At 64.9% G+C, this 17,178-nt stretch carries 8 protein-coding genes; 6 read left to right on the plus strand and 2 right to left on the minus strand.

The window, feature by feature from the left end; genetic code table 11:
• Positions 1–180 precede the first annotated feature (180 nt).
• The gene (gene hutC / locus AC0L2U_RS26435) at positions 181–918 is read right to left on the minus strand and encodes a histidine utilization repressor (protein WP_473602862.1); all 738 of its coding nucleotides are present in this window, start codon (positions 916–918) and stop codon (positions 181–183) included.
• Complete coding sequence (locus AC0L2U_RS26440) at positions 915–2,267, minus strand: formimidoylglutamate deiminase (RefSeq protein WP_473602863.1); 1,353 nt, start codon at positions 2,265–2,267, stop codon at positions 915–917. The genes hutC and AC0L2U_RS26440 overlap by 4 nt, the downstream gene beginning before the upstream one ends.
• 98 nt (positions 2,268–2,365) lie before the next feature.
• Here AC0L2U_RS26440 and hutI point away from each other — a divergent pair, with 98 nt between their 5' ends.
• From hutI to AC0L2U_RS26470, 6 genes are all read left to right on the plus strand, one after another.
• Positions 2,366–3,601 (plus strand): imidazolonepropionase, encoded by a 1,236-nt coding sequence (gene hutI / locus AC0L2U_RS26445; RefSeq protein WP_128289346.1) that lies wholly within the window; start codon positions 2,366–2,368, stop codon positions 3,599–3,601.
• A complete protein-coding gene (gene hutH / locus AC0L2U_RS26450) occupies positions 3,598–5,139 on the plus strand; it encodes a histidine ammonia-lyase (protein ID WP_127810736.1) in 1,542 nt (513 codons plus the stop codon). The genes hutI and hutH overlap by 4 nt, the downstream gene beginning before the upstream one ends.
• Complete coding sequence (hutG, locus tag AC0L2U_RS26455; protein ID WP_127810735.1) at positions 5,139–5,957, plus strand: N-formylglutamate deformylase; 819 nt, start codon at positions 5,139–5,141, stop codon at positions 5,955–5,957. Before hutH ends, hutG begins: the two co-directional genes overlap by 1 nt.
• 26 nt (positions 5,958–5,983) lie before the next feature.
• Positions 5,984–7,654: a urocanate hydratase gene (hutU, locus tag AC0L2U_RS26460; protein WP_292693406.1), complete on the plus strand. Its 1,671-nt coding sequence runs from the start codon at positions 5,984–5,986 to the stop codon at positions 7,652–7,654.
• 12 nt (positions 7,655–7,666) lie between these two features.
• Complete coding sequence (locus AC0L2U_RS26465) at positions 7,667–8,254, plus strand: HutD/Ves family protein (protein WP_128362688.1); 588 nt, start codon at positions 7,667–7,669, stop codon at positions 8,252–8,254.
• A gap of 266 nt (positions 8,255–8,520) precedes the next feature.
• Entirely contained in the window at positions 8,521–17,103 is an 8,583-nt protein-coding gene (locus AC0L2U_RS26470) for a glycoside hydrolase family 94 protein (protein WP_473602864.1), read from the plus strand.
• Positions 17,104–17,178 lie beyond the last annotated feature (75 nt).

Consider the following 17,178-nt stretch of genomic DNA (forward strand, 5'->3'; position numbering starts at 1 on the left):
TTATCTATCTTTTCTTCCTGTGGCCTTGTCGTGTCGTCCGCGCCGGGGGGGCGCGCGCCCCCCCCCCGCCGCCCCGGCCCCCCCCCCCCCCCCGGCGCCGCACCCCCACCCCGTTTCGCCACCATTGCTTCGCAATGCCGGCTCGCCGACCCTCCCCACAAGGGGGAGGGTGAAGAAAGACTACCCCTGCGGCCTGAACCTTGCCACCAGCGTGTGGCTCTCGGCCGCGTAGGTAAAGCGCACATGGGTGACCGGATGCTCGGCGCTCCATGTCCGCCGCTCGACCACCAGGCACGGCGCGCCGGCTTCGATGTCGAGTGCGGCCGCTATATGCCTGTCGGCGGCGACAGCGCGAATCCGGTGTTCGGCTTCGCTCCACGGCACGCGGCCGATCAGCCATGGCCCTGGCGCTATGGCCAGGAATTCCTCATCGGCTGCTTCAGGCACGGCGGTGAGGTTGATCAGCCGCTGCTCATGCGCGAACGGCCGCTCGCCGGCGAAATGCCCGCATTCCAGCGCCAGAACCGGTCCGGCCAAGCCCAATTCCAGCGAGGCCCGATCCTCGGCGCTGCTGCGCCTTTTGTGCCGAGCGACGCGCTCGTAGCGGTAAGGCAGGCCGAGCGCTTCGACCTCGATGCGGATATCGTGGATTTCCAGCACCGCCGCTTGCGACTGCGGCCGGCGCACAAAGCTGCCTGAGCGGCGGCGACGTTCGATCAGCCCGGCCTTGGCAAGCTGTGACAGCGCCTTGTTCACCGTCATGCGCGAGCAATTGTATTGCACGCTCAGTTCGTGCTCGAACGGGATGCGATGGCCGGGCGCCCAGGCGCCGGACGTGATCTTCTCACTGATGTCGGTCAGGATGCGCTGGTGCAGCGAGCCGCCACCGTCCGCTACCACTGTGCCGGCCATGCTCATGCCGAAAGCGCCGTCATCACGCTGCGAAACCGCTCGGCGATAGCCTCTCGCTTCACATGCCTGCCGCCGCTGACCTGCTTGAGCCCATGCACCCAGACGCAGTCGACCTTGCCGCCATTGGCGAAGATCCAGGCGTCCAGGATCGCGTCGCCGCTCTTGCCGGCCAGCGAGGGATTTTTGGGATCGAGCGAGACGAGATCGGCGGATGCGCCGGCGGCGATCTGCGAGATGCCGGCGCCAAGGGCGACGCTGCCCCCGTCCAGCGCGGCATCGAACAGCGCCCGGCCGGTCGAGCCGCCGGCGACCGCCAGCACATTGCGGGCGCGGTGGGCGAGGCGCTGTGAATATTCGAGCTGGCGCAATTCGTCGGGCAGGCCGATGAGCACGTTGGAATCGGAGCCGACGCCATAGCGGCCGCCATGTTCCCTGAACAGCGGCGCGGCAAAAGTGCCGTCACCGAGATTGGCCTCGGTGATCGGGCAAAGACCGGCGATGGCACCGCTCCTGGCCATGGCAACGGTTTCCGCATCGGTCATGTGCGTGGCGTGGATCAGGCACCAGCGCTTGTCGACCTTGGCATTGGCGAGCAAAAACTCCACGGGCCTCGCGCCGGACCAGGCAAGACAGTCCTCGACCTCTTTCACTTGCTCGGCGATATGGATGTGAATCGGCCCCTCCGGCGCCAGCGCGGCGACTTCGGCTAGCTCCTGCGGCGTCGCGGCACGCAAACTGTGCGGAGCGACGCCGACGACAGCCTGATTCAACGCGCGAACCAATTCGCGGCATTTCTCAACAAGCCGCGAGAACCGATTCACATCGTTGATGAATCGCCGCTGGCCTTGGTTTGGCGCGGCGCCGCCGAAAGACGAGTGCGCATAAAACACCGGCAAAAGCGTCAGGCCGATACCTGTTTCGCCGGCCGCCGCCGCGATGCGCTCGGCCATCTCGGCAAGATTGGCGTAGGATTTTCCATCGCGGTCGTGATGCAGATAGTGAAACTCGCCGACGCGGGAAAACCCGGCCTCCAGCATCTCGACATAGAGTTGTGCTGCAACCGCCTCGACCTGATCGGGCGTCATCGACAGGGCAAAGCGGTACATCACCTCGCGCCAGCTCCAGAAACTGTCGGCGGAGGGGCCGCGAAGTTCGGCAAGGCCGGCCATGCCGCGCTGGAAGGCGTGGCTGTGCAAATTGGGCATGCCGGGCAACAGGATCGCGTGGCGTTCGTCGCCGGCTGCCGCTGCGGCGCCAGGCTGAACGGCCGTGATGCGTCCCTCGGCCAGGGTGAGCCGCACATTATCGCGCCAGCCATCGGGAAGGAGCGCCTGTTCCGCAAAGATCGCTGCCACTTTTCTCTCCGGTTCTCTGTCTCTCATGCGATGATGGCACTTGCAGTGCGTTTCAATATGTATATACATAATCGTCATCGATTGAAACGGAAAAGATGATGGCTGGACAGAACAAAAGCCGGGCAGGGGATCTTCGTCTGTGGCGCAATGCGCGGCTCGCGACCATGGCCGAAGGGTCGGCCCGACTAGGGGTTGTCGAACATGGCGCGGTCGCTGCGCGTGACGGCCGCATTGTCTATGCCGGCCTCGAGTCGGAGCTGCCCCCAACACTTGCCCAGGGCGCCGAGACGGTCGATTGCGAGGGCCGCTGGATCACGCCTGGCCTGATCGACTGCCACACCCATCTGGTCCATGCCGGCAACCGCGCCAACGAATTCGAGATGCGGCTGGCCGGCGCCACCTATGAAGAGGTCGCCCGGGCCGGCGGCGGCATTGTTTCGTCGGTCAAATCCTTGCGCGCCGCCAGCGAAGATGAACTGGTCACTCAATCGCTGCCGCGCCTCGATGCGCTGATCGCCGAAGGCGTGACCACCGTCGAGATCAAGTCCGGCTATGGCCTCGACCTCGAAAACGAGAAGAAGTCGCTGCGTGCCGCACGGCAGTTGGGCAACCAGCGGCCGGTGACGATCCGCACGACCTTCCTCGGCGCTCACGCGCTGCCGCCGGAAGCCAAGGGCGACAAGGACTACTTTATCGATCTGGTCGCCAATAAGATTCTTCCATCGGTTGCCGCCGAGGGGCTGGCCGATGCCGTCGACGGTTTCTGCGAAGGCATCGCCTTTTCGCCGGAACAGATGGCGCGCGTCTTCGATGCGGCCAAAGCAGCAGGCCTGCCGGTCAAGCTCCATGCCGACCAGCTGTCCAACCTGCATGGCGCCGAACTCGCCGCCCGTTACGGTGCGCTGTCGGCCGACCATCTCGAATACACCGATGATGCCGGTGCAGCGGCGATGGCCAAGGCCGGAACCGTGGCGACGATCTTGCCCGGCGCCTACTATTTCATTCGCGAAACCAAGAAGCCGCCGATCGGCCTGTTTCGCCAGCACGGCGTCAAGATGGCTGTCGCCACCGACAACAATCCCGGCACTTCGCCGCTGACCTCGCTGCTTCTGACCATGAACATGGCCGCGACCCTGTTCGGCCTGACGGTCGATGAATGCCTCGCCGGCGTCACCCGCGAGGCCGCCCGCGCGCTTGGTTTGCTGGGTGAAACCGGCACGCTGGAAGCCGGAAAATCCGCCGACCTGGCGATCTGGGACATCGAGCGCCCCGCCGAACTCGTCTATCGCATGGGCTTCAACCCACTGCATGCCCGCATCTGGAGAGGACAATGACCGAACTGACCCTGAAGCCCGGCAATGCGACGCTGGCCGACTGGCGCGCCATCTATCGTGGCGCCGTGCCCAAGCTGGACAATGCCTGCCGGCCAAAGATCAAGGCGAGCGCCGAGGCTGTCGCCAGGATCGTTGCCAAGGGCGAGCCGGTCTATGGCATCAACACCGGCTTCGGCAAACTGGCCAGCGTCCGCATCCCGGCCGAGGATCTCGAGACCTTGCAGCGCAACATCGTCCTGTCGCACGCCGCCGGCGTTGGCGAGCCGATGCCGGTTGCTGTCTGCAGGCTGATGATGGCGCTGAAGCTCGCCAGCCTGGCGCAGGGCGCGTCGGGCGTGCGGCCGCAAACCATCGAATTGCTGGAAGCAATGCTGGCCAACGACGTCATCCCGGTGGTGCCGGCGCAAGGTTCCGTCGGCGCCTCCGGCGACCTCGCCCCGCTGTCGCACATGACGGCGGTGATGATCGGCGTCGGCGAATGCTTCACCCCGCATGGCCGTTTCCCGGCCAAGGTCGCCTTCGTCTCGCATGGATTGGAACCGGTGACGCTGGGCGCCAAGGAGGGCCTGGCGCTGCTCAACGGCACCCAGTTTTCGACCGCCTATGCGCTGGCCGCCTTGTTCGAGGCCGAAGTGCTCTACCAATCGGCGCTGGTCGCCGGTGCCCTGTCGACCGACGCGGCAAAAGGGTCCGACGCCCCCTTCGATCCGCGCATCCATGTGCTGAGAAAGCATCCCGGCCAGATCGAGACGGCCGACGCCCTGCGCAATCTGATGGCCGGCAGCGCCATCCGTGAATCGCATCGGGTTGGCGACGAACGCGTGCAGGATCCGTATTGCCTGCGCTGCCAGCCGCAGGTGATGGGCGCTGCACTCACCGTGCTGCGCCAGGCGGCCGACACGCTGGGCACCGAAGCCAATGGCGTCACCGACAATCCGCTGATCTTCGCCGAGGATGACACCGCGCTTTCCGGCGGCAATTTCCACGCCGAGCCGGTGGCCTTCGCCGCCGACATGATCGCGCTCGCCATCTGCGAAATCGGTTCGCTGTCGGAACGCCGCATCGCCATGCTTGTCGATCCGGCGCTGTCCGGCATGCCGGCCTTCCTGACGCCGAAGCCCGGCCTGAACTCCGGCTTCATGATCCCGCAGGTGACGGCGGCGGCGCTCGTTTCGGAGAACAAGCAGAAAGCCTATCCGGCCAGCGTCGATTCGATCCCCACCTCGGCAAACCAGGAAGACCATGTTTCGATGGCCGCGCACGGTGCGCGCCGGCTGATCGGGATGGTCGAGAACGCCACCGCCGTGATCGGCATCGAATTGCTGGCCGCGGCCCAAGGCTGCGATTTCCATGCGCCGCTGGCCTCGAGCGACGCCCTGGAGGCAGTGCGCAAGCTGGTCCGGGCCGAAGTGCCGCATCTCGACAATGACCGCCATTTCCACCCCGATATGGAAAAAGCCATCGCCATGGTGCGCAGCGGTGCGGCCATCGAGGCCGCCGGCGGCGTGGCTCTGCCGTCGGTTTCCGGAGCGATGTGATGGCAAGCGCGCCCTGGCTGACGGTCACGCCCGGCACAGCGCCGTTGCTGGTGTCGATCCCGCACACCGGCATCGACCTCGCCGGCCTTGAGAATCGGCTGGTCTCGCCCTGGCTCGGCCGCCGCGACTGCGATTGGTGGATCGATAATCTCTATGACTTTGCTGCCGGCCTCGGGGCGACGGTGGTGCACACCGCGATCTCGCGCACCGTCATCGACGTCAACCGCGATCCCTCCGGCGCCTCGCTTTACCCCGGCCAGGCGACGACCGGCCTTTGCCCGACCGAGACTTTCGATGGCGATCCGCTCTATCGCGAGGGCGAAGAACCGGGGCCGTCGGAGATCGACGAGCGTCGCGAGAAATTCTTCGTGCCCTACCATGCCGCCTTGCAGGTCGAGATCGACCGGTTGCGTGGCCTGCACGAAAAGATCGTCCTCTATGACTGCCACTCGATCCGTTCAGTGCTGCCGCGCCTGTTTGAAGGCACGCTGCCGGTTTTCAACCTCGGCACCAATGACGGCAGGAGCGCCGATCCGACGCTGCAGGCGATGGTCGGCCAGATCATGGCCGAAACCGGTGAAACCTTTGTCATCAACGGCCGCTTCAAGGGCGGCTGGATCACACGCCATTTCGGCCAGCCGCAACAAGGCGTGCATGCGCTGCAGATGGAACTCTCCAACCGCGGCTATATGCGCGAGCCAGATGGCAAGGGTACGCCGGACAATTGGCCGGTGCCCTATGACGCCGAGTTCGCAGCACCGATCCGCGCCACGCTGCGGAAAATCCTCGAGACCGCGACATCCTGGGCGCGCGTCTGACATCAGGTCCTTTATGGAGTGACGCCATGAACAATCCTCGCCACAACATCCGCGAAGTCCGCAGCCCGCGCGGCACCGAAATCAGCGCGCGCTCCTGGCTGACGGAAGCGCCGCTGCGCATGCTGATGAACAATCTCGACCCGGATGTTGCAGAAAATCCCAACGAGCTGGTCGTCTATGGCGGCATCGGCCGGGCGGCGCGCACCTGGAACGACTTCGACCGCATCGTCGCCTCCTTGAGGACGCTGGCCGATGACGAGACTTTGCTGGTCCAGTCCGGCAAGCCGGTTGGCGTGTTCCGGACCCACCCGGACGCCCCGCGCGTGCTGATCGCCAACTCCAATTTGGTGCCGCACTGGGCGAATTGGGAAAAGTTCAACGAGCTCGATAAGAAGGGCCTGATGATGTACGGCCAGATGACGGCCGGCTCGTGGATCTACATCGGCACGCAAGGCATCGTGCAAGGCACCTACGAGACCTTCGTCGAGGCCGGCCGCCAGCACTATGGCGGCAATCTCAAGGGAAAATGGATACTGACCGGCGGTCTCGGCGGCATGGGTGGCGCCCAGCCGCTCGCCGCCGTCATGGCCGGCGCCTGCTGCCTGGCGATCGAATGCAACCCGGACTCGATCGATTTCCGCCTGCGCACCCGCTACGTCGACGAGCGCGCCGACACGCTCGACGAGGCGCTGGAAAAGATCGAACGCTGGACCAAGGCCGGCGAGGCGAAATCGGTCGGCCTGCTTGGCAATACGGCCGAGATCGTCCCGGAAATGTTCCGGCGTGGCATTCGCCCCGATATGGTCACCGACCAGACCTCGGCGCATGATCCCATCAACGGCTACCTGCCGAAGGGCTGGACGATGGCCGAGTGGCGCGAGAAGCGCGTCAGCGACCCCAAGGAAGTCGAGAAGGCAGCCCGCGCCTCCATGCGCGAACATGTCGAGGCGATGGTGGCGTTCTGGAACGCCGGCGTGCCGACGCTCGACTACGGCAACAACATCCGCCAGGTGGCCAAGGAGGAGGGGTTCGAGAACGCCTTTGCCTTCCCCGGCTTCGTGCCGGCCTATATCCGCCCGCTGTTCTGCCGTGGCATCGGGCCGTTCCGCTGGGCAGCCCTTTCCGGCGATCCTGAGGATATCTACAAGACCGACGCCAAGGTGCGCGAACTGACGCCCGGCAACACCCATCTGCACAATTGGCTCGACATGGCGCGCGAGCGCATCGCCTTCCAGGGCCTGCCGGCGCGCATCTGCTGGGTCGGCCTTGGCGACCGCCACAGGCTCGGACTCGCTTTCAACGAGATGGTGGCCAAGGGTGAGCTGAAGGCGCCTGTCGTCATCGGCCGCGATCACCTCGATTCCGGCTCGGTCGCCTCGCCAAACCGCGAAACGGAATCCATGAAGGACGGCTCGGACGCTGTGTCCGATTGGCCGCTGCTCAACGCGTTGCTCAACACGGCGTCCGGCGCCACCTGGGTGTCGCTGCACCATGGCGGCGGCGTCGGCATGGGTTTCTCGCAGCACGCCGGCATGGTCATCGTCGCCGACGGCACGCCGGACGCCGCAAGGCGCCTGGAGCGGGTGTTGTGGAACGATCCGGCGACCGGTGTCATGCGCCATGCCGATGCCGGCTACGACGTCGCCATCGAATGCGCCAAGGAGCACCAGCTCAATTTGCCCGGCATTCTCGGCTGATTGGCTGAACCGATGCGCATCCTGCGGGCAGCCGAATACCGGTCGATGCCGTGGAAGAACGGCGGCGGCGTGACGACGGAAATCGCCGTTTCGCCCTCGGGTGCCGGTCTCGACGACTTCGACTGGCGCGTCTCGATGGCGCGCGTCGAACTGAGCGGTCCTTTCTCGCAATTTGCCGGGATCGATCGCACCCTTGCCGTGCTCGAAGGCGAGGGCATCGTCCTTGAGATTGCCGGCCACCCGCCGACATCCATAAACAGGACGACGGCCCTGTTTTCTTTCCCTGCCGACGTGCAGACCTCGGCTGCACTGATCGGCGGGCCGATCACCGATCTCAATGTCATGACCCGCCGAAGCCGGGTGACGCATTCGGTCGAACGCCTGGTGATTTCGGCCCCCGTGGAAGTCCGGACTGAAGCCGGCACAACGCTCATCCTATGCTTGGAGGGCGACGTCAGCGTGCCCGCCGCTGAACCGGTCCGCCTCGGTCCGCTCGACACGCTGCTGTCCGGTCCGGTCAGCACCGGCCTGCTCGTCCAACCCGCCCATGAGGCAACGCTGTTCGTGATCCGGATCGGCGCCATTGCCGGCAACGATTAACGCTTGTTTCCAAACATGATCGCGGCACCGGCGAAATATAGCGTAAGCTGCTGGCGGCATCACGAAAAAGCCTGAATCCTCTCCGCCGATCTGGCCTGGCGGGAAGTGGGGTGCTTGTCTTTGAGTTTTGCTGAGAGACGACGCCTGTCGTGGTGCGGAAACAAACTTTCGGCAAGTGGGGTTTATGCAACCAATTGCATTTGAACCGGTTTTAGGGCCATTGCCGTGGCGGTGACGCCGCTCAGTGCCCGCTTACGGAATTTTCAATGAATATTCAGACGAATCCTGCCCAAATCGAGAAGACAAGCGCGAGCTTCCCGGCCATCACGGAAGAGCCGATTCGCTCCAATTACCTGCCCGAAGAGCGCCTTCGGCTGCTTGGCGAAAGCCTGGCAAAAGGCGACCTCACCGATCTGTTCGGCCTGACGCCCTTCGATTTTCAGGCGCGTGTCCGCGACAGCGCCAAGAAGATTTTGGAAGTCTACCGGTCGACCAATGCGGCGCAGGCGAGGGGCGAGACGATCACGCCGGCGGCACAATGGCTGCTCGACAACAATTACCTGGTCGAAGAGACCATTTTCCAGGTCAAGCGCGACCTGCCGCGCCGCTTCTATCGTCAGTTGCCGACGCTGAAACTGCCTGACAACGGCACTGTGCCGCGCGCGCTGGCGCTGGCCTGGACCTATGTGGCGCATTCGGACAGTTCCGTTTCGGCGACGATGTTCAAATCCATCGTCCAGGGTTTTCAGTCGGTCGAGCCGCTGAAGATCGGCGAACTCTGGGCGCTGCCTTCGCTGTTGCGCTTCGTCCTGATCGAAAATCTCCGCCGGCTGGCCGTCCGGGTCAATCGCACCCGCCAGATGCGCCAGATCGCCAACGATGTGGCCGACAAGGTACTGGCTACCGACGACAGCGCCGACCGGCAGTCGATCCTGTCCAATTTCAGCGCCCACGCGCAGGACACCACCTTCGCCACCCAGTTGCTCTATCGCTTGCGCGATGGATCGCAGAATGCCGGCAAGGCTCTGGAATGGCTGGAAGGCGAGCTCGAAAAGACCGGCTCCGATGCCGAGGAAATCATCATTTCCGAACATCACACGCTGTCCAGCGGCAATGTGACGACGGGCAACATCATCCGCGGCCTGCGCCTCATCAACGACGTCGACTGGACGGTTTGGTTCGAAGGCGTCAGCCGCATCGACACCGTGCTGCGCGAGCGCACCGATTTCGCCGCGCTCGACTTCTTCTCGCGCGATCAGTACCGGACCGCGATCGAGGAATTGGCGCGCCGCTCGAACCTTTCGGAATATCGCGTTGCCGAGATGGCCATCGAGTTGGCCGGCCACGCCGCCAGCGATGGTGACGGCGACGTCGTTTTAACCGGGTCCGCCCACACCGATGTCGGCTTCTTTCTCGTCGGCCCACGCCGGCTGGAGCTGGAGAAGGCGATCGGCTATCGGCCCACCATCAGCCAGACAGTCAAGCGTGCCTTCCGCAAGACCGGGTGGCTCGGCATCGTCGTACCGGTGTTTGCGCTGACGGCCCTGCTTCTCGTCCTCTCCGGCAACGCGCTTGCCAATCTCGGCCTGTCGGTGCCCTCGATCGTCCTGATGTTGGCGCTTTTTGCCGTGCCGGCCAGCGAGGGCGCGCTCGCCTTCTTCAACACGGTCGTATCGCTGTTCCTGAAACCGACGCGTCTCGTCGGCTACGATTACCGACACGGCGTTCCGCCCGAGGCTCGCACGCTGGTGGTGGTGCCGTCGCTGATCGGCTCGCGCGACGATGTCGAGGAAAACATCCGCAATATCGAGGTGCATCATCTCGCCAACACTGCCGATGAAATCCATTTCGCGCTGCTGTCGGACTGGCCAGACTCGAAGACCGAGATCGATGCGGCGGACACCGAAATTCTCGAATTCGCCCGTACCGAAATCGCCCGTCTCAACGCCCGCTATCCCTCCGAAGGCGCGCCGCGTTTCTACATCCTGCACCGGCGCCGGCTCTTCAATGCGGCGCAAGGGGCCTGGATGGGCTGGGAGCGCAAGCGCGGCAAGCTGCACGAGCTCGACCTTCTGCTGCGCGGCGACAGCGACACCACGTTCCTGCCGCTCGACGTGCCGCTGCCGGAGAACGTCGTCCATGTGATGACGCTCGATGCCGACACGCGCACCACCCGTGACGCGGTCGCCACCCTCGTAGGCAAGCTCTGCCACCCGCTCAACCGGCCGCATTTCGATGCCAGCAAGCGCGTCGTCACCGCCGGCTACGCGATCCTGCAGCCGCGCATCACCGCGTCGCTGACATCAGGCGACGATGCGTCGTTCTTCCAGCGGGTGTTTTCGGCCAATCGCGGCCTCGACCCTTATGTCTTTGCCGTGTCCGATCTCTACCAGGACGTCTTCGGCGACGGGTCCTTCACCGGCAAGGGCCTCTATCACGTCGACGCCTTCGAGGCCGCCCTGCAGGGCCGCATCGAGGAAAACACCATCCTCAGCCATGATCTGCTGGAAGGCGCGCTGGCGCGCGCGGCGCTGGTCACCGACGTCGAACTGGTTGAGGACTATCCGACCCGCTACTCGGTCGACGCCTCGCGCCACCATCGCTGGGCGCGCGGCGACTGGCAGTTGCTCGGCTTCATGCTCGATCCGCGCTCCGGCGTGCCGGCGCTGTCGCGCTGGAAGATGATCGACAATCTGCGCCGCTCGCTGACGCCGATCTTCTGGGTGATGGCGGCGATCGCCGGCTGGACGCTGCTGCCCTTCACGCAGGCTGCGCAATGGCAGGCCCTGCTGATCCTCAGCCTGTTCATGGCGCCGACATTCGACATCGTCAACGCCATCCTGCCCAAGAGCGGCGACCAGACGCCACGCGGTCATTTCTCGGCCCTGGCGCGCGACGTCGCCTTCGGCACCGCCATGGTGGCGCTGAAGATCGTGTTGATGGCGCACAATGCCTGGATGATGGGCGATGCCATCGTGCGTACGCTCTACCGGCTGTTCGTCAGCCGCCAGAACCTTTTGGAATGGCGCACCGCCTCGCAGGCGCACAAGGCGGGCGACAACGATGTCGGGTCGTATTACGGCATGATGTATGGCGCCGTGATCATCGGCTTCGTCGGTCTTGCCATTCCGGTGTTGGCCGATTCGACCGGCGCCTTCGTCGCCTTCTTCTTCGCCCTGTTCTGGATTGGCTCGCCGGCCATCGCCAGCTGGATCAGCCGTTCGGCTGAAACCGAGGATCGGCTGCGCATATCGCAGGCCGACATCCATACGTTGCGCACGGTGGCGCGGCGCACGTGGCACTATTTCGAAAGCTTCGTGACGGCAGAACATCACCATCTGCCGCCGGACAATTTTCAGGAAAGCCCGGCGCCGGTGGTGGCGCCACGCACCTCGCCGACCAACATCGGCGTCTACCTGTTGTCCGTCGTTTCCGCCCGCGACTTCGGCTGGATCAGCCTGTCCGACGCCATCACCCGCATCGACGCCACCATGGCGACGATCGAGGGCATGCCGCGTGAGCGCGGTCACCTCTTCAACTGGTACGACACGACGACACTGAAGCCGCTCTATCCGCTTTACATCTCGGCTGTCGACAGCGGCAATCTCGCTGGCCATCTGGTGGCGGTGGCGGCGGCCTGCGCCGAATGGGCCGAAGCGCCTTCCGTCCATCTCCAGGGTGATTTCGAAGGCATCCTCGACACGGTCACCATCCTCAGCGAAAGCCTCGATGATCTGCCCGACGACCGCCGTCAGTTGCGCCCGCTGCGCCAGCGTCTCGCCGACCGCCTCGACGGCATGCGGCGCGCTGTCGACACGATCAAGGCGCAGCCCGAAATGGCGTCGATCCGCACCATCAACCTGGCTGTGCTGGCCGGCGAGATCCGCAAATTGGCCACCGCCATCCATACCGAGGCGGTGTCGCCCCAGAGCGACGTCATCGTCGACTGGGCCGCAAGGCTGGAAGCCACCTGCGAAGCGCACGTCCATGACGCGCACAGCGACGACAATGCCGTCGAGGCGCTGCGTGCCAAGCTGCTCACCTTGCGCGAGCGCACGCGCCGTTACGCCTTCGAGATGGATTTCTCCTTCCTGATGCGGCCGGAGCGCAAGCTGTTGTCGATCGGCTACCGGGTCGAGGAACACCAGCTCGACGAGAGCTGCTACGACCTTCTGGCTTCCGAAGCGCGGCTGACCAGCCTGTTCGCCATCGCCAAGGGCGACCTGCCGACCGAGCACTGGTTCCGGCTTGGCCGGCCGATCGTCGAAATCGGTTTCCAGGGCGCCTTGATGTCCTGGTCCGGCTCGATGTTCGAATATCTGATGCCGCCGCTGGTGATGAAGGAGCCGCAGGGCTCGATCCTCAACCAGACCAGCAAGCTGATCATCAAGCGCCAGATCCAGTATGGCCGCCAGAAGAACGTGCCGTGGGGCATTTCGGAGGCCGCCTACAATGCGCGCGACCGAGAGCTGACCTACCAATACACAAATTTCGGCGTTCCAGGCCTCGGGCTGAAGCGCGGCCTTGGCCAGAACACGGTGATCGCGCCTTACGCCACCATACTGGCGGCCCAGTTCAATCCGCGTGAAGCCGTGCTGAATCTCGCCCGTTTGCGGGAGATCGGGGCGCTTGGCCGCCACGGCTACTACGATGCCGTCGACTTCACGCCACAGCGCGTGCCGGAAGGCACGGATCATGTCGTCGTCCAGAACTACATGGCCCACCATTCGGGCATGTCGATCGCGGCGGTTGCCGACGCCATCTTCGAAGGTCGCATGCGCGACCGGTTCCACAGCGATCCGGTCATCGAATCGGCCGAACTCTTGCTGCAGGAGAGGGCGCCGCGCGACATCCCGACCGCGACCGTCAGGACCGAGGCCGACGAACGCTCCAAGGACGAGACCGAAGTCGACAGCCCCGACACCCGCATCGTGCTCAATCCGCTGCAGTCTCTGCGGTCGACCAACGTCATGTCGAACGGCCGCTATTCGGTGATGGTCACCGCGACCGGCTCGGGCTACAGCCGCTGGGGCGATCTCTCCGTCACACGCTGGCAGCCGGATCCGATCGAGGACCGGCTCGGCTCCTACATCTTCCTGCGTGATGCCGGCACCGGCGATTGGTGGTCGGCTACGGCCGAGCCGAAGCGCGCCGCCGAGGAAAAGGCGCAGACCTTGTTCTCCGACGACAAGGCGAGCTTCGTCAAATCCGTGGGCACGTTGCGCTCCGAGGTCGAATGCATTGTCATCTCGGAAGGCAATGGCGAGGGTCGTCGGGTCACGCTCTACAATGACGGTCCGTCCGACCGTCACATCGAAGTGACCTCCTTTGCCGAACTGGTGCTCGGCCTGGAGGCGTCCGACAACGCGCATCCGGCCTTCTCGAAGATGTTCGTGGAAACCGAAATCTCTGCCAACAACGCGGCGATCTTCGCCACGCGGCGCAAGCGCGAGACCAGTGAGCCCGATATCGCCATGGTGCATTTCGTCACCGATCCGTCCGGATCGGCGCGCGATGCCGAGGCCGAAACCGACAGGCGCGCCTTCATCGGCCGTGGCCGTACCATCGTCGATGCGGCCGCTTTCGACCCGGGCGCCAGGCTGGGCGGCCACTCAGGCTTTACGCTCGATCCCGTCGCCTCGCTGCGCCGCCAGGTGCGCGTGCCGGCCAACAAGAAGATATCGCTGACCTTCTGGACCGTCGTCGGCGCTGGCCGCACCGAGCTGGACGAAGCCATCGCCCGCCTCGACCATCCGGAGAGCTTTGCCCGCCAGGCCATGCTTGCCTGGACGCGCAGCCAGGTGCAGACCCGCCATATGGGCCTCAGTCTGACCGATGCCGCCAATGTGCAGAAGCTGGCGCGCTATCTGATCTATCCGGATCCGTTCCTGCGTCTTCCCGCTGAATCCATCGCCTCGGGGCTGGGCAAGCAGTCGAGCCTGTGGCCGACAAGCATTTCCGGCGATTTCCCGATCTTCCTGGTCAGGATCGGCGACGTCGCCGATCTCGAAATCGTTGCCCAGGCGCTGCGTTTCCAGGAATATATGCGCACCCGCGGCATGATGATCGACTTCGTCGTCGTCAACGAGCAGGCGTCCTCCTATGTCCAGGACCTGCAGCGGGCGGTCGAGACGCTGTGCGAAAACAGCCGCCTGCGCGGCAAGGAGCTCGGACCTCGCCAGCACATATTCGCGGTGCGCCGCGATCTCATGGACGAGACCACCTACAAGACGCTGCTCGCTGTCGCCCGGGTGGTCCTGCACACGCGCAACGGCACCATCTTCGACCAGATCGAGCGCGCCGAGGCCGCGGCTCTGCAGGCGCGCGACGCTCTGGCAGCATTGCCAATTCCGCGTGAATTGCCGTCGCCGACACCCACGACGCATACTCCTGCCTCGCAGGCAGTGGCCAATGTCAGCGCCGATGGAAGCGGTCTCAGCCAGTGGAACGGCTTTGGCGGTTTCGACGGCGACGGGCGGCATTATGTCGTGCGCCTGGCCGGCCGCCGCACGACGCCGCAGCCGTGGATCAACGTCGTCTCCAACGCCTCGTTCGGCTTCCATACCTCCGCCGAGGGCGCTGCCTTCACCTGGAGCCGAAACAGCCGCGACTACCAGTTGACGCCGTGGTCGAATGATCCGGTCTCGAACCGGCCGGGCGAGGGCCTCTATATCTACGATCAGGCCAGCGGCAAGGCATTCTCGCCGCTCGCTGCCGTGGTGCGCGATCCCACGATGACCTACGAGGCTTGGCACGGCCAGGGTTTCTCGACCTTCCGCTCGAAGCGCGGACCATTGTCGATGGATCTCACCCATGTCGTCGATCCGGTCGATCCGCTGAAGATCTCGCGGCTGCGCATCCAGAATTCCGGTTCGGTGCCGGCGCGGCTGCGTGTCTATGCCTATGCCGAATGGGTGCTCGGCGGGCACCGGTCGCGCACTGCGGCAACCATCGTCCCGTCGCGGGATGCCGCCAGCGGGGCGCTGCTGGCACAAAACCCCTACGGGCTGGATTTCGGCGAGCGCGTTGCATTCCTCGCGGCTGACGGCGGCGTTCATTCGGTGACGACAGACCGGACGGAGTTCCTGGGCCGGCATGGCTCCAGCGAGCTGCCGCAGGCGGTGCTGAGTGGTGCAGCGCTGTCTGGCCGTGTCGAGGCCGGCGACGATCCATGCGCGGCGATTGCCCGCGACGTCGAGATCCCGGCTGGCGGCGACGTGACGCTGCTCTGGCTGCTCGGTGACGCCGAGTCCGCCGAGGAGGCGAGCGCGCTGGTGCAGGAGCATAAGGTCAAGGACTTCGACCAGCGGCTGACCGACAATGAGCGCGAATGGCGCGGCTTCCTCGACACCATCCAGGTCGAGACGCCTGACAAGGCGCTCGACGCCATGGTCAATCACTGGCTGCCCTATCAGAGCCTGGCCTGCCGCATCCGTGCCCGCTCCGCCTTCTATCAGGCCAGCGGTGCCTTCGGCTTCCGCGACCAGTTGCAGGATACGCTGGCGCTGCTGGCGCATGACCCGCAACTGGCGCGCGACCAGATACTCAATGCGGCACGGCGGCAGTTCCCCGAAGGCGACGTGCAGCACTGGTGGCTGCCGCGCACGGGTGCTGGCGTACGCACGCTGATCTCCGATGACGTGGTCTGGCTTGCCCACGCCACGGCGCGCTATTTGCTGGTCACCGGCGATGCCACCATCCTCAAGGAGCAATTGGCGTTCATCGATGGACAGCCGCTGGGCGATGGCGAACACGATGCCTTCTTCACCCCGGAAATCTCGAAGAAGACGGCGTCGCTCTACGACCACTGCGCGCGTGCGCTCGATCTCGCCATCAAGCGCAGCAGCCCCGCGGGCCTGCCGCTGATCCTCGGCGGCGACTGGAACGACGGCATGAACCGCGTTGGCGAGCACGGCAAGGGCGAGAGCGTCTGGCTCGGCTGGTTCCTGCTGAAGACGCTGGGTGATTTCGCCCCCGTCGCCAAGGCCGAGGGCGACGCTAAGCGAGCACAGGCCTGGGCAAAGCATGCCGATGTTCTGAAGCGGGCGCTTGAGAGCACCGCATGGGACGGCGAATGGTACCGGCGCGGCAGTTTCGACGACGGCACCCCTTTGGGGTCCCGCAACTCGCAGGAGTGCAAGATCGACTCGATCGCCCAGTCCTGGAGCGTGCTTTCGGGAGAGGGCGACCCGGCACGGTCGACGACCGCGATGGAGCAGGCAACGAAGCTGCTCGTCGACGACAAGCTGAAGATCGTCAAGCTGTTCACGCCGCCCTTCTCGAAGACGGAGAAGGACCCGGGTTACATCAAGAGCTATCCGCCCGGCGTGCGCGAGAATGGCGGCCAGTACACCCACGCCGCCACATGGTTCGTCATCGCGCTTGCCGAGATGGGGCAGGTCGACGAGGCCTATCGCTGTTTCTCGATGCTGAACCCCGTCAACCATGCGACCGACGAGGCCACGGCCGAGCACTATCGTGTCGAGCCCTATGTCGTGGCGGCCGATATCTATGCCGGGGACGACAACGCCGGCAACGGCAAGGGCGGCCGTGGCGGCTGGACCTGGTACACCGGCTCTGCCGGCTGGCTCTACAGGGCTGCTGTCGAAGGCATCCTGGGCATCGAGCGGCGCGGCAAGCGTGTCCAGTTCAAGCCGAAGCTGCCGAGCCACTGGGACGGCTACTCGGCAAATCTCAAAATGCTGGGGGCGGAACTCAAGGTTCGCGTCATCCGCGACAATAAGGCCAAGGCCGTGTCGCTGGAGGTGAATGGGGCAAAGACCAAGGGTTCGGCAGTCGAACTGAAGGACGGCGAAGTTGCCGAGGTGGTCATCAGGATCCCGGCCTGATGCATGTTGCTCAAAAACTATGCGCTCGGGCCTGGGATCCGGGGCGCGACTTTTGCCGCCACGGCGGGATGAGAG

The organism is Mesorhizobium sp. WSM4808, from assembly GCF_055811675.1.